This window comes from Agrococcus jejuensis (genome assembly GCF_007679035.1).
GTDB classification, from domain to species: Bacteria; Actinomycetota; Actinomycetes; order Actinomycetales; family Microbacteriaceae; genus Agrococcus; species Agrococcus jejuensis_A.
The window spans coordinates 380,042-402,962 of sequence record NZ_VEFR01000002.1; the positions used below are offsets into that span (position 1 = coordinate 380,042).

Sequence of the window (22,921 nt, forward strand, 5' to 3'; positions counted from 1 at the left end):
CGCAGAGATGCTCCGGCGGCACTGATTCCGTAGCGTCACGATCCTATGCGTCCGCACCGCACATTCGTGAGGAATTGTCAACGGCATTGACGCTTCCGCCCGAGGCTCATGCGGCGTGCCCTTGTACCCCGGTGAGTCGAGGACACTTCATGTATTTCGCTCGTCCACGGAACGGGGTACAGGATCGGCGTGTCGCACGCCGACGCGCGGCCAGGTCGTTCGATCGACGTACGAGACGCCTGACGCGGCACGACGCTTCGATGGCCTCCCGACGCGAGGGGGCCACCGACGCCCGCCCTCGGCGAGGGTCAGCGGCCCCTGCCGCGTCGCGATCGCGGCCGGCTCGTCGGCGGCGGTCGGGTCGAGCACGGCATCCCCGCGGCGGTCGTCGACGACGACCGCCGCTGCGGTCATCGCGCGTCGGAGGCCTCGTGGCCCGCCGGGGGCTGCTCGCCACCCAGGATCGACGACGCAGCGGCGGCGACTCCCGAGTCGCCGGCCGACCGGCGCTGCGCACCCGCGACGGCGGAGCCCGCGGCGTTGCCCTGAGCCGTGGCGTTGATGACCTGCTGCAGGTCGATGCCCGTGGCGTCCTTCATCATCGTCGTCATGGAGGCGATGTTGCCCACCATGTCCGCCGTGAGCTTGTTCGTGCCGTCGGCCGAGACGACCGTGATGTTCGACGAGGCGTAGGCCTTCGCGAACGCCTCGGCGACCTCGGGCAGGCGCTCGAGCAGCTCCTGCGCGAGCACGAACTGGCTGTTCTCGGCGAGGGCGGCGGCGCGAGCGGCGATGGCGTCGCCCTCTGCGCGACCGCGGGCCGAGATCGCCTCGGCCTCGGCGCGACCCTTGGCGGCGACGGCCACGGCCTCGGCCTCGCCCTCTGCCTTCTGCGCCTCGGCGGCAGCGATGCGCGACGTGCGCTGGGCGTTGCCTCGCGCCTCGGTCACGCTGGCCTCGGCGACACCCTCGGCCTTCTGCGCCTCGGCACGAGCCTCGCGGGCTGCACGGTCGGCGTTCGCCTCGGTCGACTTCGCGACGGCGTTCGCCTCGGCCGTGATGCGGATGCGGTAGGCCTCGGCGTCGGCGACCTTGCGCACCTCGGCGTTCAGCGTCTGCTCCTTGAGCTCGGCTTCGCGCTGGGCGGTGATCTCCTCCTGCTGCACGATCGCCTGACGCTGCACGGCATCCTCGAGCGGCTTCGCCGCGTTCGCCTGCGCGAGCGCCTTGTCGGTCTCGGCCTGCACGGCCGCCTCCTGCAGCTGCAGCACGCGGTTGGCCTCGAGGATCTGCTTCTTCGCCTCGATCGACGCCTGCTCGGCCGCCTTCTGCGCCTCGGTGTTCGCGATCGCGGCCGCACGCTGCACGGCCGCCGACTCGGGCACGCCGAGGTTCGCGATGTAGTTCTGGGTGTCGTTGATCTCCTGGATCTGCAGGGTGTCGACGTTGAGGCCCTGCTTCGTCAGCGCATCCTCGGCCGCCTGCAGCACCGCGTCGGCGAGCGCCTTGCGGTCGTGGATGATCTCGAGCACCGTGAGCGAGCCGATGATGCCGCGGAGCGAGCCCGAGAGCACCTCCTGCGTGGACGACTCGATCTCCTCCTGCTGCGAGAGGAATCGCTGGGCCGCGTGGCGGATCATCTCCTCGGAGCCACCGACCTTGATGACGGCGACGGCCTGCGCGTGGATCGTGATGCCGTTGCGGGTCTGCGCCGTCGTGTTGAACAGCAGTCGGCGCGAGCGCAGCGACATGCGGAAGTGCTTCTGCACGAACGGCATGACGAAGATGCCGCCACCCGTGACGACCTTCTGGCCCGAGAGGTCGGTGACCTCCTCGCCCTTGGCGTCGATGTACGTGCGGCCCTTGCGGCCCGTGACGATGATCGCCTCGTCGGGCTCCGCGATGCGGTAGCGGCGGATGGCGCCGAAGACGAGCAGCAGGAGGACGATGACGCCGAGTGCGATGAGCACGACGAGGCCGAGGTCGAGACCGAGCACGAGGGTCCTTCGTTTCGAGGGAGGGGATGCTCGCCCAACCTATGGAAGTCGTCTGGACGGCTCCTGGCCGGCGGCTCGACGATGCCTCGGCCGAGGACGGTCCCCCACCAGCGAGCGCCGTCCTCACGACCGTCGCGTGACGTGCGCCCTTCGAGCCCGGGCCGCTCAGTCCGAGTGCGTCGACGCCGGCAGCATGATGCCCTCGAACGGGGCGACGCCGGTCTCGTACGCCCGCTCGTCGTCCTGCGAGATCACGGTGCCGCCGATGAAGAGGCTGACGCCCGAGTCGGTCTCCGTCCACGCACCCTCGGGGGCCGTGTCGCGACGCACGTCCCAGATCGACACCCACACCCACATGGAGTCGCGCTCGGCCATCCCCGCCCACATCCACATCGCGTCGGGGTCGAGGGAGCCGAACTGCGCCACGACCTGCTCGTCGCGGTCGGCCTCGGTCTCGTAGTCGTAGGGCTCGCGCTCGTGATCCCAGACGATCGGTCCGTAGCCGAGGTCGGCGAGCTCGGCGCCGAGCGCAGCGGCCATCGCGGACCAGTCGGCATCGGCAGCGAGGCCGTCGCCGAGGTTCGTGGGCGAGTTGTAGACGCGGTGCAGCGTCGGCCCGCCGTAGCCGTTGCCGCCGCCGGTCGGCAGGACGTCGTCGGCGTTGCCCGTAGGCACCAGCGACCACTCGAGCTCGGGGACGACCGGCTCGACCGCGGCGGCGAGCGCGACGAGCTCCGCGTCGCCCACCGCCTCGACCTCCTCGGCGCGAGGCGCGGCGAGCACGGAGGCGGGGTCCTGGGAGGCGTCGGCCGGGTAGTCGGCCCAGTCGAGCACCACCTGGCTGCCGTCGTCGGCCGTGACCGTGGCCGTGGGGCTCGGAGGGTCGACGAGACGCTCGAGCATGACGGCACCGGTCGCGAGCCCGGCGACGACGATCGCGGCGACGCCGCCGATCGCGAGGGTGAGTCGGGTGGGAGCGCGCATCGCCTCGACGGTAGCCGCGCGCCCCTGGGAGGCGCGTCGTCCGCGCGGATGATCCCTCGGCGCCGCGTCGCGGTCGCGGACGACGCGCGACGAGCCAGGGCGACCGCGCCCTTGACCCCTCAGGCCCGCGTCACGTCGCGCTCGAGCGCCTCGAGCGTGCGCCCGCGCGACTCCGGCAGGCGCCAGAGCACGAAGGCGAGCGCGCACCCGCCGAGCACGGCGAAGCCGAAGAAGGTGCCCGAGATGCCGACGGAGGCGACGAGCGTCGGGAAGGCGAGCGCGAGCGCCGCGTTCGTGATCCAGTTCGCGAACGCGCCCACGCCGACGCCGAGCCCGCGCATCCGCATGGGGAAGATCTCCGACAGCGTGACCCAGAACGCCACGTTGAGGAACGTCTGCATGGCGCCGACGAACGCGACGACGAGCACGAGGATCACGATCGGCCGCGCGGGGTCGCCGGGCTGCAGCACGAGCGAGGCGACGCCGATGAGCACCTGGCAGATCGTGGTGAGCCCGAAGCCGAGCACGAACGTCGTGCGCCGGTTCACGCGGTCCATCATCCACAGCGCCACGATGCCGCCGAGCACGGCGATGACGCCGGGCGCGACGTTGGCGACGAGCGCCGCCTGACGCTCGAAGCCGGACTCCACGAGCACGGTCTGGCCGTAGTACATGATCGCGTTGATGCCCGTGACCTGCTGGCCGATGCCGAGGCCGATGCCCGTGAGCAGGATCGCCAGCAGGCGGCGGTCGCGCACGACGTCGGCCAGCGTGACCCGGTCCGCCTGGCGGAGGCGTGCGATGGCCTCGACGTCGGCGAGCTCGGCGGCGGCGCGCTCGGGCGTGCGGATGCGCTGCAGCACCGCGAGCGCCTCGTCGCGGCGGCCGTGGTCGACGAGCCAGCGGGGCGACTCCGGCATGCGCAGCATGCCGACGAACAGGGCGGCGGCGGGCAGGGCGCAGACGGCGAACATGATGCGCCACACGCCGTCGAGGTGACCGAGCTGCGCGCCGAGGATGGCGTTGACCACGAATGCCGCGAGCTGTCCCGAGACGATCGCGAGCTCGTTGCGGCCCGAGAGGGAGCCGCGGATCTCGTGCGGTGCGAGCTCGGCGAGGTAGACGGGCACGACCGTCGAGGCGCCGCCGACGGCGAGGCCCAGCGCCACGCGGCCGACCACGAGCACCTCGAGGCTCGGCGACGCCACGACCACGAGGGCGCCGACGAAGAAGAGCACCGCGAGCGCCACGATCGTCGTGCGGCGGCCGCGCGCATCCGACACGCGCCCGCCCACGAGCGCGCCGATCGCGGCGGCGAAGACGAGCGACGACGTGGCGATGCCCTGCGTCAGCGGCGTGAGGCCGAGCTCCTGCGTCATCGGCAGCAGCGCGCCGTTGATGACGCCCGTGTCGTAGCCGAACAGCAGCCCGCCGAGGCACGCGACGACCGCGACGAGGCCGAGCCTGCGTCGATGCGGTCCGTCGCCGAGCGGGGGCAGCGTGGCGGGGGCGCTCGGCGCGGTCATGGTCCTCCTCGATCCGACCCTCCATCCTGGCAGCGGATGGATGCGCCGGGCGCCCTGCGCTACGACGTGCGTCGCATCCTGCGCACGCGTCGCGACGCTCGGGCCGCGGCGTCGCGCATCCGACCGGACGGCCACGCGCGATGCAGGGCGACGCCGTCGAGCCCGGTCACGAGCGTCGTGCGACGACCGGCGAGCAGCGGCGAGCGTCCGGCGGCGGCGACGACGGAGGGGTCGACCCGCACGGCCGCGTCGACGTCGCCTCCGGCGCGCCGCGCCCGCACGAGCAGCGGGAGGTCGGTGCCGCCCGCATCCGCGCCGAACGCGCGGATCGGGTCGATGGAGACGGACGCGACGCCGTGCGCGTCGACGACGCACGATCCGATGCGGCGATCGTGCCCCCCGTCGACGCCGCGCACGAGGAGGTCGACGCGGTCGACGGGCGACTCGCCGAGCACCTCGGCGTACAGGTCGCCGAGCCACGGCGGACCGTGCCACGCCTCGGCGGCGTCGTCGGTCAGCCGCAGGCGCAGTCGCAGCCGCAGGCCGCCGCCGCGCGACCAGCGAGCGTCGACGAGCTGCGCAGTGCCCACGGACGCTCGCACCTCCTCGGCGGCGAGGGCGAGGAGGTCCGCGCGCCTGCCGGCGCGCAGCAGCGCGACGCGCAGCCGGTTCGGCCCGGAGAGCCCCGCGTCGACGCCGAGGCCGAACCTGCGCTCGACGAGCGGCGTCACGACGTCGAGCAGGCGCTCGCGGTACGCGTCGGGGTAGCGCAGCATCTGCCGCCCCGTCAGCCGCTTGAGGATCTTGCTGCGCAACCAGTGCCCCAGCAGCCGATCGCGCAGCTCGCCGGGCTCGGTGTGCTGCTCGACCACGTCGAGCACGGTCTCGAGGTGCGGGTAGTACGTCTCGGGCTCGATGCGCGACGAGCTCGCGCTGCCCGGCTGCTTGACCCAGGCGTAGCAGGGCGTGCTGGCGAGGATCGAGATGACGTCGGCCGCGAAGTACGCCTGCATGACGAAGAGGTGGTCCTCGAGCCGCACGCGGCCCTCGGGGAAGCGGATGCCGTGCTGCCGCAGGAACGCGGTGCGGAACATCTTGTGGGGCGTGAGCATCTGCAGCAGCGGGTCGACGCCGAGGCGGGCGTCGAACACGTCGCGACGGAAGATGGCCTCGGGGATCGCGCGCCCGACGCCGACCTCGCGACCGACGACGACGTCGGAGCCGTGCTCGTCGGCGACGTCGCACAGGCGCTCGAGCGCCTCGGGGAAGAGGTGGTCGTCCTGGTCGACGAGCTGCACGAAGGTGCCGCGCGCCTCGTCGATGCCGCGGTTGCGCGGCGTCCCCGGCCATCCCGAGTGCGGCAGGGAGAGCACGCGCACGTGGGGTCGTTCGCGCGCGATCGCCTCGAGCTGCGCGGCCGTCTCGTCGCCGGATCCGTCGTCGCACAGCAGCACCTCGAAGCGGTCCTGCGCGAGCGTCTGCGCGTCGAGCGATGCGATCAGCGGATCGATCGCGGCACCTGGACGGAACACCGGCACGACGACCGACACGCGGATCGGCCCCGCCTCGTGCGCGGCCATCGTGCGTCGGTCGATCCCATCCGTGGTCATCGAAGGATGGTGACAGAGCGACGGGGCGCGCGCTCGCCGATGCGAGCGGGATGCGATCCGTGCTACCCGTCGGCCGGGCGATGGCTGCGGAGGCCACGGAGGCCGCCGATCCCCACGTCGGCGAGCGGGATGCCGCGCACGAGGCGGCGCCACGGATGCTCGGCGAGCGTCCACAGCATGCCGCCCTCGACGTCGATCGCGAGGTCCTCGCAGCCGACCGGCAGCGCCACCTCGGTGCGGCGCAGGGCGTCGCCCGGCCCCGACCAGAGCGCGCCGGGCCGCATGCCGCGCGACTGCGAGACGAGCACGGTCTCCCCGACCCGCACGACGCCCTGCATGCGCGCCACGCCCGTCGGCACGGGCGCGAGCGGCGGCCACGCGTCTCCTCCCGCGGGCACGACCGACTCGACGATGCGGCCCGCGTCGTCGGTGCGGTACTCGCCGACGAGCACGCTCGGCTGCACGGTGCCGTCGGCGTCGAACGCGCGACCGAGGAAGGAGCAGCGGATCGGCACCTCGTGCACGTGCGCGCGCACGACGGCCCGGCCGCGAGCGCCGAACGAGGGGCTCCGCGACCCGCGCAGCCGCCGCGCCTCGGCCCCCCGCACGTCGCGCACGTCGGCGAGGTCGAACTCCCACACGCCCTCGCGCGTCGCCGCGACGAGCAGCCGGTCGCCGATCCAGGCGAGGCCGCCTGCGTGGATGCGCGCGGGCGCGAGCGCTTCGGCCCCGTCGGGGATCGCGAGCGCCAGGTCGATGCTCGTGCCGCGCGCGAGGTCGACGAGCGTGATGCGCGACGCGAGGTGCTGCGTGCCCGCCGCGTCCTTGCGGAACCAGCTCACGGCGAGCGTGCGCCGACCGCGCCACGTGCCCACGTCGATGCCCTGCGGATACCACCTGCGAGCCACGGCGCGATGGCTCAGCCAGCGCAGGTCGATCGTCGAGCGGCCGGTCCGCAGCAGCGGTCGCCACGAGCGCAGGCGGGAGAGGAGCACGGCCCCATCGTCGCGCATCCGCGCACCGCGGCCGGCCGCCGCGCTGGTGCGCTACCGGTCGACGGGGTCGCCGCCGCCGCGCACGAGCTCGGCGACGTCGGCGGGGGTGGGCATGGCCTCCCAGTCGCCCTCGGCGCGGCACGCGCATGCACCGGCGGCGGATGCCGTGCGCAGGCGGGTCGCGTGGTCGGCGCCGCGCACGAGCTCGGCGAGGTAGCCGCCCACGAACGCGTCGCCGGCGCCCACGGTGTCGGCGACGGGCACGCGGTACGCGTCGACGCGCAGCACCTCGTCGCCGTCGACGCCCACGGCGCCGCGGTCGCCGAGCTTCACGACGGCCCGCGCCGGGCCGAGCGCCTGCAGCGCGAGCGCGAGCGCGTCGTCCGACTCGCCCGACACGAGGATGCGCGCCTCGTCGTCGCCCGCGAACACGACGTCGGCGAGCGCGACGAGCTCGCGATACCGGGGCGCGGCGTCGGCGTGCGACCACAGCTTCGACCGGTGGTTCACGTCGAACGACACGAGCGTGCCGACCTCGCGCGCATGGCGCACGGCGTGCAGCACGGCCTCCGCCGACGTCGCCGAGAGCGCGAGGCCGATGCCGGTGACGTGCAGCACGTCGGCCGCCGCGATCGCGTCGAGGTCGACGTCGGCGGGCGACAGCCGCGAGCCGGCGTTGCCGTCGCGGTAGTAGGTGACGCGGCTGCGGCCGAGGTGCGGCCGGTCCTTGAGCATGATCGCGGTCGGCACCTCGGCGTCGACGGCGACGTGCGCCGTCACGTGCTCGGCGCGCAGCGTGCGCAGGATGCGGCGGCCGACGGCGTCGTCGCCCACGCGGCCGATCCACGACGTCGGGATGCCGAGGCGCGCCGTCGCGATCGCGACGTTCGTCTCGGCGCCGCCGAACGACAGCTCGGCGTCGCCCACGACGTCGAAGCCGCCCGTGCGACGCGCGAGCACGAGCCCGAGGGCCTCGCCGAGCGTCACGACGCTCATGCCGGCACCGCCTCGGCGATCGCGACGGCGCGTGCGGCGATGGCCGCGACCGCATCCGCGCCCTCGCGCATCGCGGGGCCTGCGGCGAGCCACGACCCAGAGACGGCGAACACCGCCGGATGCGCGAGGTGCGTGGCGAGCGTCGACTCGCTCACGCCGCCCGAGGGCATGAAGGTCACGTCGGCGAAGACGGAGGCGTACGCGTCGAGCAGCGCGAGGCCGCCCGCGACGCCGGCGGGGAAGAGCTTGAGCCGACGCAGGCCGAGGTCGCGCGCCATCGTGACCTCGGTGGCCGTCATGACGCCGGGCAGCACGTCGACGCCCGCCGCCTGCGCGACGGCGACGACGTCGGCCGAGAGGCCGGGCGACACGAGGAACCGCGCGCCGGCATCGATCGCCGCGCGCGCCTGGTCGGCGTCGAGCACCGTGCCGGCGCCGGCAACGAGGTCGCCGCGGCTCGCGATCGTGCGCAGCGCATCCATCGCGTGCGGCGTGCGCAGCGCGACCTCGACGATGCCGATGCCGCCCGCGACGAGCCCGTCGGCGAGCGCCGCCGACTCCCCCGGCGTCGACGGTGCGGCGAGCGGCACGAGGCGGTGCCCGGCGACGGCGCTCATCGGGCCAGCCAGCCGCCGTCGACGGGCAGGATCGCGCCCGTCACGTACGCGGCCGCGGGGCTCGCGAGGAACACCGTCGCGCCGCCGAGGTCGTCCGCACGGCCCCAGCGGCCCGCCGGGATGCGCTCGAGGATGGCCGCCGAGCGGTCGGGGTCGTCGCGCAGCGCCTCGGTGTTGTCGGTCGCGATGTAGCCGGGCGCGATGCCGTTCACCGTGACGCCACGGCTGGCCCACTCGTTCGACAGCGCGTGCACGAGGCCCGCGACGCCCGACTTCGCGGCCGCGTAGCCCGGCACGTTGATGCCGCCCTGGAACGTCAGGAGGCTCGCGGTGAAGATGATGCGGCCGTGGCCGCGCTCGAGCATGCCCGCGGCGACGGCCTGCGAGAGCACGAACTGGCTCGACAGGTTCACCTGCAGCACCTCGTCCCACCACTCGAGCGGGTGCTCGGCGGCAGGCGCGCGGCGGATCGTGCCCGCGTTGTTCACGAGGATGTCGGCACCGCCGACGCGCGCGCCGAAGGCCTCGACGGCGGCGCGGTCGGAGAAGTCGACGGCGTGGCCCTCGAATGCGCGACCGAGGTCGCGCACACGGCGGCCGATCTCGCCGCCGTCGGCCTCCTGGCTCGACGAGGCGGCGACGATGTCGGCGCCGGCCTCGGCGAGCGCGAGGGCCATGGCGAAGCCGATGCCGCGGCGCGCGCCGGTGACGACGGCCGTCTGGCCCGTGAGGTCGAACGAGACGGTCATGCGCGGGCTCCCTGCACGTCGACGAGGATCTTCATGGCGTCGCCGACCGCGAGGGCCTCGAACGCGGCCTGCGTGTCGTCGAGGGGCACGACGCGCGTGATGAGCTCGTCGGCGGGCACCTGACCGGAGGCGAGCAGGTCGACGGCGCGCTCGAAGTCGGCGCGCTCGTAGACGCGAGCGCCGATGAGCTCGAGCTCGCGCCAGAAGACGCGGTGCAGGTCGATCGGCACGGGCTGCGCGTGGATGGCGACCATGACGACGCGGCCGCGCACGCGGGCGAGGTGCGGGCTCGACAGCGCGGTGGCGGCGACGCCGGCGACCTCGAACACGACGTCGGCGCCTGCGCCGCCCGTGCGCTCGTCGACCACCGCGGGCACGTCGGCGCCGATGGGGTCGAGGGTGTCGGCGCCGAGGCGCTCGGCGAGCGCGCGGCGCTCGGCGTTGGGCTCGACGACGAGCACGTGCGCACCGGTCGCGCGAGCGACGAGGGCGATGAGCTGGCCGATGGGGCCGCCGCCCACGACGACGACATGCTCGCCCGCGGCGACGCGGCCTCGGGCCACGTCGTGGCACGCGACGGCGAGGGGCTCGACGAGCGCCGCGTGGCGCAGGGAGAGGGATGCGGGCAGCGGCACGATGAGCGCCGCATCCACGTTCCACCGCTCCTGCAGCGAGCCGGGGCTGTCGATGCCGACGAAGTTGAGGCGCTGGCAGACGTGACCGTTGCCGGCCTCGCACGCGGGGCACGAGCCGCACGCGTCGAGCGGCATGACGGTGACCTGGTCGCCGACCGCGATGTCCGTCACGCCCTCGCCGACCGCGGCGATCGTGCCGCTCATCTCGTGGCCGATCGACTGCGGCGTCGTGACGCGGGAGTCCATCGAGCCGTGCAGCACGTGCAGGTCGGTGCCGCAGATGCCGGTGTAGGCGACGTCGATCTGCACCTGGCCCGCGGCGGGCTCGGTGGCGGCGACCTCGTCGACGGTGATGCGGTGCTCGCCGCGGTACTGCGCTGCCCTCATGCGCGGATGCTCCCTTGGATCCGTGAAACTTGCTTCCATCCGAAGGTCCACGTTGCGGAACTTCGTTTCGTGACGCTACCGTACCCGAAGCGGTCGTCCCACGCACCGCGGAACTTCAACGAGGAGGATCCATGCGCAGCATGAGGGTCGGCGCCATCGCCGGCATCGCGACCGTCGGACTCGCCCTGGCGGCGTGCTCGGGCGGCACGGGCGGCGAGGGCGGCTCCGCCGACCAGACCGTCTTCCGCGTCGCGTTCAACCAGGACATCGACCACCCGCAGGCGCAGGCGCTGCTCGAGGTGTCGGATGCGCTCGAGGAGGCGACCGACGGCGCCTACCGCTTCGAGCTCTTCACCGACGAGACGCTCGGCGACCAGGCCGCGACGATCGAGCAGGTCCAGTCCGGCACCCTCGACTTCGCGATCGTCGCAGGCAGCCTGCTCGAGAACTTCGAGCCCGACTTCTCGGTCGTGAACCTGCCGTACCTCTACGAGTCGCCCGAGCACCAGATGACCGTGCTCAACGACCCCGAGATCATGGGCGACCTCTACGAGACCGTCGTCGACGACAGCATCCAGGTGCTCACGGCCTACCACGGCGGCGTGCGCAACGTGTACACGACCGAGGGCCCCATCGAGACGCCCGAGGACCTCGCGGGCCTCAAGATCCGCGTCATCGGCTCGGACACGAACGTGCTCATGATGGAGCTCATGGGCGGCGTCGGCACCCCGATGGCGCAGGGCGAGGTCTACACGGCCATCCAGTCGGGCGTGCTCGACGGCGCCGAGAACAACGAGCTCATCTACTCGACGCTCAGCCACGACGAGATCGCCGGCTACTACTCGTACACGCAGCACCTCATGATGCCCGACTACCTCATCGCGAGCCCGACCGTCTGGGACGGCCTCGACGACGAGACGCGCGGCATCCTCGAGGACCTGCTCGCCGACAGCGTCGACACCGAGCTCGAGCTCTTCGCGACCGCCGTCGACGAGGCGGTCGCCGCCGCCGAGGAGGCCGGTGCGCAGTTCTCGGACGCCGACGTCGACGCCTTCCGCGAGGCCGTGCTGCCCATCCACGAGGAGCGGGTCACGAGCGACCTCACGCAGTCGATCTACGACGCGATCGACGCGGCGCGAGGCTGACGATGGCGAACGCCGTGACCACGTTCGAGACCTGGCTCACCAGGGTGCTCCGCGTCATCTGCGCCACGCTCTTCGCAGTGCTCGTGGCGCTCGTGACCTGGCAGGTCTTCACCCGGCTCGTGCTCGGGGACCCGAGCCCGTGGACGGAGGAGGCGGCTCGCTACGCCTTCGTCTGGGTGAGCCTCATCGGCATCGCGATCGCGGTCGCCGAGAAGGCCGACGTGGTCATGGAGTTCGTCGTCGAGCGCCTGCCGAGGGCGCTGCAGCGCGTCGCCGACGTGCTCGCCTACCTCTCCACCCTGTCGTTCGTCGTGTACGCCATGATCATCGGCGGCTTCGAGCTCGTCGACCTCGCGTGGGGGCAGCGCAACCCGCTGCTGCCCCTCACGCAGGGCCAGCTGTACCTCGTGATCCCCATCTCGGGCGTCCTGCTCGCGCTCTTCCTGCTCCTGCACCTCGGTCGCGTGCTCGCACCCGGCTACGCAGGGCGCGAGGGCTTCCACGAGGACCCCGCGGCGGCCGGCGCATGATCGATCCAGCGCTCATCGGCGCCATCCTCATCGGTGGCCTCGTCATCCTGCTCGCGGTCGGCGCCCCCGTGTCGATCTCCATCGCGCTGCCGTCGGCGGTGTGCATGCTCCTCATCTCCGACTTCGACCGCGGCGCCATCACGAGCGCGCAGCAGATGGTGCGCGGCGCCAACTCGTTCGCGTTGCTCGCCATCCCGTTCTTCGTGCTCGCCGGCGTCATCATGAACAACGGCGGCATCGCCGAACGGCTCATCAACCTCGCCCGCGTGCTCGTGGGCAGGATGCCGGCGCCGCTCGTGCAGTCGAACGTCATCGCGAACGCGATCTTCGGCACCGTCTCGGGCTCGGCCGTCGCCTCGGCGGCCGCCGTCGGCTCGACGATGGCGCCGATGCAGAAGCGCGAGGGCTACGACCCCGCCTTCGCGGCCGCCGCGAACGTCGCCTCGGCGCCGTCGGGCATGCTCATCCCGCCGAGCAACACGCTCATCGTCTACTCGCTCGCCGCCGGCGGCACCTCGGTCGGCGCGCTCTTCCTCGCCGGCTACGTGCCCGGCTTCCTGTGGGCGCTCGCGTGCGCGGTCGTCGTGTTCCTCTACGCCCGCAAGCACCCCGAGCTCAAGGGCAAGCCGTGGCCCGCGCCGTCGGTCTTCCTCACGACCTTCCTCAAGGCGCTGCCGTCGCTCGGCCTCATCGTCGTCGCCATCGGCGGCATCGTCGCCGGCTTCTTCACCCCCACCGAGGGCTCGGCGATCGCGGTGCTCTACGCGCTCGCGCTGTCGTTCGCCTACCGCACGATCAAGGTCCGCGACCTGCCGCGCATCCTGCTCGAGGCGTGCCGCACGTCGTCGATCGTGATCTTCCTCATCGCGGTCTCGACGATCATGGGCTTCGTCATGACGTACGCGCGGCTGCCGCAGCTCATGGCGGATGCGCTGTTCGGCTGGACGGACTCGAAGGTCGTCGTGCTGCTCATCATGATGCTGCTGCTGCTCGTCATCGGCATCCCGCTCGACCCCACGCCGGCGATCCTCATCTTCACGCCGATCTTCCTGCCCATCGCCGTCTCGTACGGGATCGACCCCGTGCACTTCGGCATCATGATGGTCTTCAACCTGTCGATCGCGGTGATCTCGCCACCATCGGCACCGGTGCTCTTCGTGGGCGCGCAGGTGGCGAAGGTGCGGCTCGAGCCCGTCATCAAGCACCTGCTGCCGTTCATGGCCGTGCTCATCGTGCTGCTGTTCGTCATCGTGTTCGTGCCCGAGATCTCGCTGTGGCTGCCGCAGCTCGCCGGCCTCCTGTGACCGAAGAAAGGACTCCCATGCCCTCCGCCTACCGTCCCGGCCGCCCCGAGGACATCCCCGGCCTCGACCAGGCCGCGCTGCGCGACCGCTACCTCGTGCAGGGGCTGCTGACGCCCGGCGAGGTGCGCACGGTCGTCACGCACTTCGACCGCGTCGTCGCGGTCGGCGCGGTGCCGACGGATGCGCCGCTGTCGCTCGAGGCCGTGCCGGAGATCCGCTCGGAGCGGTTCCTCGACCATCGCGAGATCGGCATCGCGAACGTGGGCGGCGCCGGCACGATCGTCGCCGACGGCGAGCGGTTCGCCATGGCGCCCGAGGCGCTGCTGTACCTGGGCCGCGGCACGAGGGAGGTCGTCTTCGAGTCCGACGACGCCGCGAGCCCCGCCGCGTTCTACGGCTTCTCGGCACCCGCCCACGCGACGTTCCCGAACGCGCTCGCGACGCCGGCCGACGGCACGATCCGCGAGCTGGGCGACCAGGCGACGTCGAACCGGCGCACGCTGCGCCAGGTGATCCACGAGGACGGCATCCGCTCATGCCAGGTGGTGATGGGCATCACGCGCCTGCACGAGGGCAGCATGTGGAACACGATGCCGGCGCACACGCACGACCGCCGCACCGAGCTCTACCTCTACTTCGACCTCGCGGCCGACGCCCGGGTCGTGCACCTCATGGGTGAGCCCGACGAGACGCGCCACCTCATGGCCGCGTCCGGCGACCTCATCCTGTCGCCGTCGTGGTCGCTGCACTCGGGCGTAGGCTCATCGAACTACGCGTTCGTGTGGGCCATGGCGGGCGAGAACCAGTCGTTCGACGACATGGACTCGGTGCCGATCGCCGCGATGCGGTGACGGGAGGGAGTCACGTGGTGCTGGAGCAGATCGACCGCTCGGCCGCCCCCGCTGCGGGGGCGAGCGAGAAGACCCTGCGCGTGCTGCAGGCCGCGCTCGAGCACCCGCGCTTCACCGACATCGTCGCCGAGGCCGGCCTCGCCAAGGCGACGGTGCACCGCATCCTCGCGACGCTCGTCGAGCAGGAGTTCATCGCCGGCGACGCCGACCACGGCTACCGCGCCGGCCCGAGCCTGCTGACGCTCGCGGGGCGCGCGCTCGCCTCGGTCGACATCTCGTCGATCGCCGAGCCGATCGTCGACGACCTCGTCGCCCGCGTCGACTGCACCGTGCACGTGGGCGTGCTCACCGACGCCGAGATGGTCTACGTCATCCGCAAGGACGCGTCGAAGCCCTACCGCATGCGCTCGCGCGTCGGCCTCGGCATCCCGATGCACTGCTCGGGCATGGGCAAGGCCGTGCTCGCGTCGTGGAGCCCCGAGCGCGTCGACCAGCTCGTCGCACGCGAGGGGCTGCCGGCTCGCACCGAGCTGACGATCACCACCCCCGAGGCGCTGCACGAGGAGCTCGCACGCGTCGCGGCACGCGGCTACGCGATGGACCTCGGCGAGAACGAGGTGGGCACGGTGTGCGTCTCGGCACCCATCCGCGACCACTCGGGCGCCGTCACCTACGGGCTGTCGATCTCGTCGATCGCGCTCGAGCACCCCGGCACGTCGATCGAGGCGCTCGCTCCCGCCGCGATCGAGGCGGCCGACGAGATCTCGCGACTGCTGGGCGCGCCGAGCGCCTGAGTCGGACGGCCGTCGGCTACGCCGCGACGGCGACGGCGACGGGAGCGGCTGCGACGACCGCGGCGACGACCATGCCCGCCGGTCGGTTCGCGTGGCGCATCATGTCCTCGAGGCGATCGCGGTCGAGCGCGGGCTGGGCGCCGGCGGCGAACGTGTAGCGCAGCATCGCCGAGGGATGGATCCACAGCGACTCGCGGCTCCCGCCGGCGTCGATCGAGAGCACGAACGCCTCCTGGCGTCGGAGCTTGGCGACGACGATCGCCGACACGTGCACGAGCGTCTCGTCGTCGATCGTGAACGACGCGTCGCTGCTGGTGCCGTAGTGCAGAGTGCCCATGGTTGCTCCTCGGGGTCGGTGCGGTCAGGCCGCTGCGGATTGCGCGGACTCGAGCTCGAGCCGCCGTGCGAGAGCGCCACGACGGAACGCGGCGTGGAGCCTGCGTCGCGCGCTGCGCTCGGCGTCGCGCGCGTCGAACGGCATGACGAGATCCCAGAGCGTGTCGGCGGTGAGCGCGGGATCGGGGTCGCCGCGCAGGCCGGCACGCACGCCGAGCGCCCTGGCGGTGGCCAGGTTCGCGGCGGTGAGGGACTGCATGGATCCGACTCAAGCAGAACGGCTTCCGTTTAGCAAGTTTGTCAAGATGAATGTTTGCAGACATGGCCGCTTCTCGTGGCACTATGGTCGAGAGGACAGCGATGCGAAGGAGGGGCCGTGACCGATCGCGGACCACAGGCGACGACCGGATTCACCTACGACGCCTCCGCATCCAGCGACGGACCCGAGGCCATGCTGAATCTGCTGCTCGAGTACCGCGAGGCCGAGGCCGCGCTGCGGCGCCGCGTCGCCGACGACCTCGAGATCGGCGACCTCGACCTGCTCGGCCTGCGCTACATCGCTCGCGCCGCGGAGCAGGGAGCGCCGCTGCGTCCCTCCGACCTGCGCGACCTGCTGCTCATCACGACCGGCTCCACCACCGCACTCCTCGACCGGCTCGAGACGCGCGGACTCGCGACGCGCGCGCCGCATCCGACCGACCGACGCTCCTCGGTGCTCGAGCTCGACGAGGCCGCGACCGCGATCGTGCGCGACGCGCTCGACGGCATGCAGGCGAGCATCCTCGACGTCGCAGAGCACCTCGATCCGCACGACCGCGCGACCGCCATCCGCGTGCTCCGCGACCTCATCGCCGCCACCCGCACCGCCAGCGCCTAGCGCCGCGACGAGCGCCCGCGTGCGCCGATAGCCTGCCAGCATGAGCGCCGCCGCCCGGATCCTCGCGACGACGCGACGCCCGTGCGCGCCGGCGCACGTCGACGCCGTCGCGACAGACCGGCGGGACGCCGCGTGAGGGTCGTGCGCGGACGCGTGCACCTCGCGGTCGGCGGTCCCATCGATCCGACGCTCGCCTGGCAGCGCTACGCCCGCATCGACCGGTGGACGTGGTGGTCGCGCCATCTCGACCGCGTCGACGTCGACGGCGACGAGCTGCGCATCCGCCCCGGGCTCACCGGCCGGGTCGCGTCCGGTCCGTTCGTCGCGCGCTTCACGGTGGACGCGGTCGACGAGCCCGCACGCACGTGGACCTGGACGGTGCGCGCGGGCATCGTGCGGCTGCGGCTCGAGCACGCGGTGCTGCCGGCGACGCAGATCGGCACGCAGCGCGAGGGCACGCTCACGCGGCTCGTGCTGCACGGCCCGCTGCCGATCACGATGGCGTACGCGCCGATCGCGGCGCTGGCGCTGCAGCGGCTCGTGCGCCGCTGAGCCCCCAGGGGGCGCTAGCCGCGCGCGGGTGCGTCGTCGCCGAGGTCGGCGAGCGCCACGGCGATCGCACCGGTCGCCGCGTCGATGTGCGCGTCGAACTGCAGCTGCGCGATCGGGCGCAGGATGGGGCGACGCGCGTGGTTCGCGGCTGCTTCGCGCGCCTCGTCGGTCGCCTGCGTGGCGGCGAGCAGGCACATCGCCACCGAGCGGTCGAGGTCGGTGTCGCCGAGGTGACGATTCGCGGACGCGGCGCACGCGCCGATGCGGTCGAGCTGCGCGGCGTCGCGGATGCCGATCGTCTCGTCGTCGAAGCGGCGCAGCAGGCTCTGCATCTCGAGGAGGTCGGTGGTGACGTCGTTCGGCACGCAGACGATCATGCACCCATCGGCCGTCATCGCGCGAAGCGGGGGCTGCGCGTCCGCTGGGATCGTGGTGCTCCGGCCTCCCCGTCAGCTGGTCGAGAGCCGTCCTTCCCTTGCCGCCCTCCGTCCGGGGACGCCCTCCTTCCAGCTGGTCGAGGAGGCCCCGAGCGCAGCGAGGAGCCGTCTCGAGACCACGCGACGTGCCCGCTCGGCGCGACCACGCGCGTGGCCGGGCAGGAGCAGCGCTCCCGTGGTCTCGTGACGCGGGCTCGCCCAGGGGCTCGCGCGCTCCTCGACCAGCTGGATGGGGGCCGCCCGGCCCGCCCGCCCCTTGCCGCCCTCCGTCCGGGGACGCCCTCCTCCCAGCTGGTCGAGGAGGCCCCGAGCGCAGCGAGGAGCCGTCACGAGACCACGCGACGTGCCCGCTCGACGCGACCACGCTCATGCTGGTGGGGAGCCGCCCGGCCCGCCCGCCCCTTGCCGCCCTCCCTCCGGGGACGCCCTCCTCCCCGCTGGTCGAGGAGCGCAGGCGCGAAGCGCCTCCGCGTCACGAGACCACGCGACGTGCCCGCCCGAGGCGACCACGCGCGTGGCCGGGCAGGAGCCGCGCTCGCGTGGTCTCGTGACGCGTGCTCGCCCAGGGGCTCGCGCGCTCCTCGACCAGCTGGTGGGGAGCCGAACGGCCCGTGAGGTACGAACGCAGAGCCTCGAACGGCCCCCTCAGGACACGCGAGCCCCCACCACCGCATCCGCCAGCACGCCGTCCGCCCACTCGCGGGCCACGTCGCCGACGTCGAGCGGTCCCGACGCGTCGTGCCTGCCGTACTCGCCGACGCGCGTGGCGCCGCGGGCAGCGAGCGCCTCGTCGACGCGCTCCGACCCGCGCGAGTACGTCTTCGCGTACGAACGGTCGCCCATCCCGAAGACCGCGTACCGCAGCGCGTCGAGCCGACCCGAGCCGGCGACGAGCGCCTCGTGGAAGGGCCGCGCAGCGGTCGGCACCTCGCCGTCGCCGTACGTCGAGCAGACGACGAGGTGGATGCGCGACGCGTCGAGCGCCTCGGGGTCGGCGTTGGCGAGGTCGACGACAGCCACGTCGGTGCGGCCCGCGAGGTGCTGCGCGAGGTCCTCGGCGACGAGCTCGGCGCCGCCCGACTCCGTGCCGAAGAGGATCGTCACGGGCACGCCGACGCCGCCCGCCGCATCCGCGACGGCCCCGATCTCCGGCAGCGCGATCGACGCGTCCGCCGCGACTGCCCGCAGCGCGTCGATCGTGCGCAGCTTCGCGCGCCGCCGGCCGGGCGCGGCCGCGAGCGTCTCGGCGACGTCGATGCGCCGCCAGCCGTCGAAGTCCGTCGCGCCGTCGAAGTCGGCGACGCCCGGCCGACCGATGGGCACGGCACCCGTCGACAGGTCGTCGAGCACGAGCCCCGCGAGCCCCTTCGCGTCGGTGCGCTGGTCGGGGATGGTGCCACGGGGTCCGCGGCGCAGCCAGCCGGCGACGTAGAGGCCCGGCTCGACGCGGCCATCGGCGTGCGCGCCGGGCTCGACCAGGCAGTCGTCGCCTGCCGCGAAGCCGATCGCGGTCACGACCGACGACGCCTCGAGCACCCGCTCCCCCGCGGGCGTCGCCACGCGCATGCCCGCGACGGCCTCGGCACCGAGCACCGCGACGGGCGTCGCACCGAACCACCAGTGGATGCGCACGCGCACGTCCCCGACCATCCCGGACGCGCGAGCGGCGAGCGCGCGCACGGCATCCATGCGCGCATCCTTGCCCTCGGGCACGGTGGCGAGGTCGACGTCGTGCACGACGTGCTCGACCCCGGCGAGCGTGGCGAGCTCGCGCACCATCACGGGGTCGAAGCGTGCTGCGTCGGGCGCGGAGCGACCCACGAGATGCACGTCGCGCACGTCGCCGGCGAGCGCGTGCCGCACGGCGTCGTCGACGTCGGTGCCGTCGAACTCGGCGGGGTCGCGGACGACGAGCCGCGCCACGTCCATCGCCACGTTGCCGTGGCCCACGATCACGACCGAGCGGCCGAGCGACGGCACGTCGGCCTCGTCGGGGTGGCCGTTCAGGATGCGCGTGACCGTGCCCGCTCCGACCACACCGGGCAGCGAGGCGCCCGGGATCGCGAGCGCCGCGTCGGCCGAGAGCCCCGTCGCCAGCACGACCGCGTCGTAGTCGCGACGCAGGCGGGCCAGCGCGTCGGCGTCCACGTGCACGCCGCCGACGAACCGCACGCCCTCGTGCAGGAACAGCCGGTCGAACTGCCGCGCGACCGCCTTCGTGCCCTGGTGGTCGGCGGCGACGCCGTGCCGCACGAGCCCGTACGGCACGGGCAGGCGATCCACGACGTCGAGGTGCGCGGCAGGCAGCGCGCGCCGCAGGGCCTGCGCCGAGAAGCAGCCCGCGGGCCCCGAGCCGACGATCGCGATGCGCGGCGCGAGCGCGGGCGCCGCGGCATCCCGCGCGGCGTCGACCGCGACCGACGCGCCCGCCGGGGCCACGGCATCCCACGCGATGGGCATCGAGAGCATGCCGCGGAACACCCAGCCGCCGACCTCCGCCGGTCGGTCCGGCACGAGGTCGAGGCCGCGCAGCCGATCGAAGAGCATCGGCAGCGCCACGTCGGCCACCGCCGAGCGCGCCGCCCAGTTGCCGAGGCACACGTGCACGCCCTTCGAGAAGGCGAGGTGCGGCTTGACCTCGCGGCGCACGTCGAACGCGTCCGCGCGATCCCACACCGACTCGTCGCGGTTCGCGGAGAGGATGCAGATGCCGAGCCTCGCCCCTCGCGGCAGCGTGACGCCGGCGAGCTCGACCTCGCGCGTCGTCTGCCGCGAGTACAGCCCGATGGGCGAGATCCAGCGGATCGTCTCCTCGAACGCCGTCGGCCACAGGGTTGCATCCGCCTCGATGATGCGGCGCTGCTCGGGGTGCTGCAGCACGGCCCATGCGGCGACGCCCAGCGCGTCGCGCGGCTCGTTGAGCCCGCCGCCGATCGTCATCTTTACGTTGGCTCGGATGCGCTCGATGGGCATCTCGTAGTCGGGGATGCGGATGAGCTGCGAGAGGAGCGAGTGGTCGGGGTGCTTCGCGTGCCACGCGAGCATCTCGTCGAGCGCGGCGTCGACCTCGTCGAACGAGCGCTCGCCCCTCGCCCACACGTCGGGGTCGTCGGCGTAGTTGCCGGTCGCGTCGATGAGCGTCTGCGACCACCGCTGCAGGTCGGTCTGGTGCACGTTGTGCAGGCCGAGCATCTCGCGCAGGTTCTCGGCGGCGAAGGGGGCGGCGAAGTCCCAGATGAGGTCGGCCTCGCCAGGACCCTTCGCGATCATCTCGTCGAGGTAGCGCGCGGCGTTGCGCTCGAAGACGCTGCGCCACACGCGCTTCACGACGCCGGGCCGCAGCGTCGGCTGCCACGCCTTCCGCTCGAGGTGGTGCTCGGGGTCGTCGCGTCGCAGCATCGAGTGCCCCATGGCGCGGATCTGCAGCGACCCCTCCTCGTTCGCCGAGAAGGTCGCCTGGTCGACCTCGGTCGCGTGCACGGCGTCGTAGGTCGTGACGAGGTACCGGCCGACGGCGGGCACCCAGTGCACGCCGCCCTCGGCGCGCAAGCGCTCGTAGATGGGGAAGGGGTCGCGGTACAGGTCGGCGATCTGCACCCAGTCGGCGACGGGAGGGGTCGGCATCGGTTCGCTCCGCTTCCACGCGCAGCACCGTCGCTGCACATGCATCCAGCATCCGTCGTGGTCTTCCTCGTGAAAAGCGGAGAGATGCGACCTGCAACTGCGATAGAACCGAGGAAGCGGTGATTGGTCACTTCTGTCGTTCGATTGGGCAGTAGTGGCGGACGACACGCCGCAGCACGTGCAACTACTGCCCAATCGACGATGGGAGACCGCCCGCGTGACCCCCGACTCGCCCATCCCCGACTTCACGCTGCGACAGCTCGCGTACCTCGTGGCCGCGGCCGACGACGGCACGATCGCGGCGGCGGCGGCGCGGCTGCACGTGTCGGCGTCGGCGATCTCGGATGCGATCAGCGAGCTCGAGCGCTCCCTCGGCGCGCACCTCGCCATCCGTCGCCGCGCGCACGGGCTCACGCTCACGAGCGCCGGCGCGCACGTGGTCGCGCAGGCGCGTCCGCTGCTGGCAGCGGCGCGCGAGCTCTCGACGAGCCTCCACGCCGACGGCGCGCTCGTGGGGCCGATCACGATCGCCTGCTTCCCGACGCTCGCGCCCACGATCCTGCCGCCGCTGCTCGCGGGCTTCGCCGCCGAGCATCCCGGCGTCGACCTGCACGTGGTCGAGACGACGCAGGACGGCCTCGCCGGCCGCATCGAGTCGGGCGAGATCGACGTCGCGTTCGTGTACGAGACGCTCGTGCCCGGCAACCCGCGCCGTCGTCGCCTGTACGCCCTGCCCGCGCACGTCGTGCTCGCCGCCGACGACCCGCTCGCCGCGCAGCCGACCGTGCGGCTGGAGACCCTCGTCGATCGCGACCTCATCCTGCTCGACGCGCCCCCGTCGAGCGAGCACACGCTCTCGCTGTTCGCGGCCCGCGGGCTCACCCCGCGCATCCGCCAACGCGTGCGCAGCTACGAAGCGGTGCGCACGCTCGTGGGCCGCGGGCTCGGCTACGGCATCCTCGTGCAGCGGCCGGCGAACCCGGCGAGCTACGAGGGCTTCCCGCTCGCGCTGCGCGAGATCGCGCCGGCGGTCGACCCGGTCGGCGTCGACGTCATCTGGTCGGCGGATGCGGATGCTCCGCCGCGCGTGCGCGCGCTCATCGACTTCGCGACGTCGCTGGAATGGCGTTCACCGACGACCTGACGGCTCCCCGCACATCCCACGTTCCCCTTCGACGCGCACTCCTCCCAGCTGGTCGAGGCCCGAGCGCAGCGGGGAGCCGTCACGAGACCACGCGACGTGCCCGCACGACGCGGCCACGCACGTGGCTGGGCAGGAGCTGCGGTCGCGTGGTCTCGTGACGCGTGCTCGCTGCGCTCGCGCGCTCCTCGACCAGCTGGTGGGGTCCGCCCGATGCCCCTGGCGCTCCGCTCCCCTGACCGCTCCCCGAGGTGCGAGCGAACCGAGCCTCCAGAGGCGCCCGCCGCAGACCCCACCAGGCATCCCCCACCCCGCCCGGGATACGCTGTGGCGATGCCCGACTCCGTGCCGACGCCGGCTGACGACGCCGCTGCGACCGCATCCCCGAGCCCCGCATCCATCGCGCCCGGCTCGCTCGTGTGGCGCATCAAGTCGTCGCTCATCGGCTACGTGCGCGGCATGTCCGACGGCGAGGTGCTGGTCGACGACGGCGTGCACGAGACCCCGCACGGCTTCGCGTTCCCGCCGAGGGGCGCCGACGGCGACACGCTGCGCTTCGGTGGCGTCGTGACGTTCCAGGGCCACAACGGCATGATGCACGTCGAGCTGTCGGAGCCGTCGCTCACGCCCGTCGGCGACGGCTGGCGCGTGGAGTTCTCCGACCCGGATGCGCCGACGGTGCGGCTGCACTTCGCCGACGTCGCGTCGGTCGTGACCGGCGGCGATGGCACGCAGCACGGCACGGGCACGTTCCTCGCCGCCGACGGCGCCGACCTCTTCTTCGGGCCGTACGAGCAGGGCACCCCGCTCGACGACCCGTTCGTGCAGGGCTGA

At 73.1% G+C, this 22,921-nt stretch carries 22 protein-coding genes; 9 read left to right on the forward strand and 13 right to left on the reverse strand.

The annotated features are described in order from the left end of the window. Positions 1-410: 410 nt before the first annotated feature. The 9 genes from FS793_RS08645 to FS793_RS08685 form a co-directional block, all read right to left on the reverse strand. Positions 411-1,997, reverse strand: coding sequence for an SPFH domain-containing protein (locus FS793_RS08645; RefSeq protein WP_260980090.1), 1,587 nt, complete (start codon positions 1,995-1,997; stop codon positions 411-413). A gap of 165 nt (positions 1,998-2,162) precedes the next feature. Then, positions 2,163-2,981 (reverse strand): hypothetical protein, encoded by an 819-nt coding sequence (locus tag FS793_RS08650; protein WP_144720095.1) that lies wholly within the window; start codon positions 2,979-2,981, stop codon positions 2,163-2,165. A gap of 119 nt (positions 2,982-3,100) precedes the next feature. Continuing rightward, a complete protein-coding gene (locus tag FS793_RS08655) occupies positions 3,101-4,507 on the reverse strand; it encodes a sugar porter family MFS transporter (protein WP_144720096.1) in 1,407 nt (468 codons plus the stop codon). A gap of 59 nt (positions 4,508-4,566) precedes the next feature. Next, positions 4,567-6,117: a glycosyltransferase family A protein gene (locus FS793_RS08660; RefSeq protein ID WP_144720097.1), complete on the reverse strand. Its 1,551-nt coding sequence runs from the start codon at positions 6,115-6,117 to the stop codon at positions 4,567-4,569. Between the two features lie 62 nt (positions 6,118-6,179). After that, positions 6,180-7,112, reverse strand: a complete 933-nt coding sequence (locus tag FS793_RS08665; protein WP_144720098.1) for a hypothetical protein — start codon at positions 7,110-7,112, stop codon at positions 6,180-6,182. A gap of 51 nt (positions 7,113-7,163) precedes the next feature. Further along, positions 7,164-8,108 (reverse strand): sugar kinase, encoded by a 945-nt coding sequence (locus tag FS793_RS08670; RefSeq protein ID WP_144720099.1) that lies wholly within the window; start codon positions 8,106-8,108, stop codon positions 7,164-7,166. Next, positions 8,105-8,725, reverse strand: a complete 621-nt coding sequence (gene eda / locus FS793_RS08675) for a bifunctional 4-hydroxy-2-oxoglutarate aldolase/2-dehydro-3-deoxy-phosphogluconate aldolase (RefSeq protein WP_144720100.1) — start codon at positions 8,723-8,725, stop codon at positions 8,105-8,107. Before eda ends, FS793_RS08670 begins: the two co-directional genes overlap by 4 nt. Continuing rightward, on the reverse strand, positions 8,722-9,474 hold the full coding sequence (locus FS793_RS08680; protein WP_144720101.1) for an SDR family oxidoreductase: 753 nt from the start codon (positions 9,472-9,474) through the stop codon (positions 8,722-8,724). Before FS793_RS08680 ends, eda begins: the two co-directional genes overlap by 4 nt. Continuing rightward, positions 9,471-10,496 carry a zinc-dependent alcohol dehydrogenase gene (locus tag FS793_RS08685; protein WP_144720102.1) on the reverse strand — a complete coding sequence of 342 codons (1,026 nt, stop codon included), beginning with the start codon at positions 10,494-10,496 and terminating at the stop codon, positions 9,471-9,473. Before FS793_RS08685 ends, FS793_RS08680 begins: the two co-directional genes overlap by 4 nt. Before the next feature lie 131 nt (positions 10,497-10,627). Between FS793_RS08685 and FS793_RS08690 the strand changes: the two genes are divergently transcribed. Genes FS793_RS08690 through FS793_RS08710 form a run of 5 tightly spaced genes read left to right on the forward strand, consistent with a single transcriptional unit; the run spans position 10,628 to position 15,120 of the window. Continuing rightward, a complete protein-coding gene (locus FS793_RS08690; protein WP_144720103.1) occupies positions 10,628-11,641 on the forward strand; it encodes a TRAP transporter substrate-binding protein in 1,014 nt (337 codons plus the stop codon). 14 nt (positions 11,642-11,655) lie between these two features. Further along, positions 11,656-12,171, forward strand: coding sequence for a TRAP transporter small permease (locus FS793_RS08695; protein ID WP_222123719.1), 516 nt, complete (start codon positions 11,656-11,658; stop codon positions 12,169-12,171). Continuing rightward, the gene (locus FS793_RS08700) at positions 12,168-13,475 is read left to right on the forward strand and encodes a TRAP transporter large permease (RefSeq protein WP_144720105.1); all 1,308 of its coding nucleotides are present in this window, start codon (positions 12,168-12,170) and stop codon (positions 13,473-13,475) included. The genes FS793_RS08695 and FS793_RS08700 overlap by 4 nt, the downstream gene beginning before the upstream one ends. Positions 13,476-13,492: 17 nt before the next feature. Then, positions 13,493-14,326 carry a 5-dehydro-4-deoxy-D-glucuronate isomerase gene (gene kduI, locus FS793_RS08705; RefSeq protein ID WP_144720106.1) on the forward strand — a complete coding sequence of 278 codons (834 nt, stop codon included), beginning with the start codon at positions 13,493-13,495 and terminating at the stop codon, positions 14,324-14,326. 14 nt (positions 14,327-14,340) lie between these two features. Beyond that, on the forward strand, positions 14,341-15,120 hold the full coding sequence (locus FS793_RS08710) for an IclR family transcriptional regulator (RefSeq protein WP_222123720.1): 780 nt from the start codon (positions 14,341-14,343) through the stop codon (positions 15,118-15,120). 16 nt (positions 15,121-15,136) lie between these two features. On the opposite strand, the gene FS793_RS08715 is transcribed toward FS793_RS08710, so the two are convergent. Both FS793_RS08715 and FS793_RS08720 read right to left on the reverse strand, forming a co-directional pair. Then, positions 15,137-15,457 carry a DUF7882 family protein gene (locus tag FS793_RS08715; RefSeq protein ID WP_144720107.1) on the reverse strand — a complete coding sequence of 107 codons (321 nt, stop codon included), beginning with the start codon at positions 15,455-15,457 and terminating at the stop codon, positions 15,137-15,139. A 24-nt stretch (positions 15,458-15,481) separates the two neighbouring features. Further along, positions 15,482-15,715: a hypothetical protein gene (locus FS793_RS08720; RefSeq protein WP_144720108.1), complete on the reverse strand. Its 234-nt coding sequence runs from the start codon at positions 15,713-15,715 to the stop codon at positions 15,482-15,484. 117 nt (positions 15,716-15,832) lie between these two features. Between FS793_RS08720 and FS793_RS08725 the strand changes: the two genes are divergently transcribed. Together FS793_RS08725 and FS793_RS08730 are read left to right on the forward strand one after the other, a co-directional pair. Then, entirely contained in the window at positions 15,833-16,333 is a 501-nt protein-coding gene (locus FS793_RS08725; protein WP_144720109.1) for a MarR family winged helix-turn-helix transcriptional regulator, read from the forward strand. A 132-nt stretch (positions 16,334-16,465) separates the two neighbouring features. Further along, positions 16,466-16,885: a hypothetical protein gene (locus FS793_RS08730; RefSeq protein WP_222123721.1), complete on the forward strand. Its 420-nt coding sequence runs from the start codon at positions 16,466-16,468 to the stop codon at positions 16,883-16,885. 14 nt (positions 16,886-16,899) lie between these two features. Here FS793_RS08730 and FS793_RS08735 read toward each other — a convergent pair whose 3' ends face one another. Continuing rightward, entirely contained in the window at positions 16,900-17,250 is a 351-nt protein-coding gene (locus FS793_RS08735) for a hypothetical protein (protein ID WP_144720110.1), read from the reverse strand. A 717-nt stretch (positions 17,251-17,967) separates the two neighbouring features. After that, a complete protein-coding gene (locus FS793_RS08740) occupies positions 17,968-20,946 on the reverse strand; it encodes a cytochrome P450 (protein WP_144720111.1) in 2,979 nt (992 codons plus the stop codon). 217 nt (positions 20,947-21,163) lie between these two features. On the opposite strand from FS793_RS08740, the gene FS793_RS08745 reads away from it, so the two are divergent. Continuing rightward, positions 21,164-22,090, forward strand: a complete 927-nt coding sequence (locus FS793_RS08745; protein WP_144720112.1) for a LysR family transcriptional regulator — start codon at positions 21,164-21,166, stop codon at positions 22,088-22,090. 330 nt (positions 22,091-22,420) lie between these two features. Beyond that, a complete protein-coding gene (locus tag FS793_RS08750; protein ID WP_186329410.1) occupies positions 22,421-22,921 on the forward strand; it encodes an HtaA domain-containing protein in 501 nt (166 codons plus the stop codon).

Coding starts and splice junctions, on each gene's coding strand:
- FS793_RS08650 (WP_144720095.1), bottom strand. CDS start 2,981: ATGCGCGCTCCCACCCGACTCACCCTCGCGATCGGCGGCGTCGCCGCG.
- FS793_RS08655 (WP_144720096.1), bottom strand. CDS start 4,507: ATGACCGCGCCGAGCGCCCCCGCCACGCTGCCCCCGCTCGGCGACGGA.
- FS793_RS08660 (WP_144720097.1), bottom strand. CDS start 6,117: ATGACCACGGATGGGATCGACCGACGCACGATGGCCGCGCACGAGGCG.
- FS793_RS08670 (WP_144720099.1), bottom strand. CDS start 8,108: ATGAGCGTCGTGACGCTCGGCGAGGCCCTCGGGCTCGTGCTCGCGCGT.
- eda (WP_144720100.1), bottom strand. CDS start 8,725: ATGAGCGCCGTCGCCGGGCACCGCCTCGTGCCGCTCGCCGCACCGTCG.
- FS793_RS08680 (WP_144720101.1), bottom strand. CDS start 9,474: ATGACCGTCTCGTTCGACCTCACGGGCCAGACGGCCGTCGTCACCGGC.
- FS793_RS08685 (WP_144720102.1), bottom strand. CDS start 10,496: ATGAGGGCAGCGCAGTACCGCGGCGAGCACCGCATCACCGTCGACGAG.
- FS793_RS08690 (WP_144720103.1), top strand. CDS start 10,628: ATGCGCAGCATGAGGGTCGGCGCCATCGCCGGCATCGCGACCGTCGGA.
- FS793_RS08700 (WP_144720105.1), top strand. CDS start 12,168: ATGATCGATCCAGCGCTCATCGGCGCCATCCTCATCGGTGGCCTCGTC.
- kduI (WP_144720106.1), top strand. CDS start 13,493: ATGCCCTCCGCCTACCGTCCCGGCCGCCCCGAGGACATCCCCGGCCTC.
- FS793_RS08715 (WP_144720107.1), bottom strand. CDS start 15,457: ATGGGCACTCTGCACTACGGCACCAGCAGCGACGCGTCGTTCACGATC.
- FS793_RS08720 (WP_144720108.1), bottom strand. CDS start 15,715: ATGCAGTCCCTCACCGCCGCGAACCTGGCCACCGCCAGGGCGCTCGGC.
- FS793_RS08740 (WP_144720111.1), bottom strand. CDS start 20,946: ATGCCGACCCCTCCCGTCGCCGACTGGGTGCAGATCGCCGACCTGTAC.
- FS793_RS08750 (WP_186329410.1), top strand. CDS start 22,421: ATGCCCGACTCCGTGCCGACGCCGGCTGACGACGCCGCTGCGACCGCA.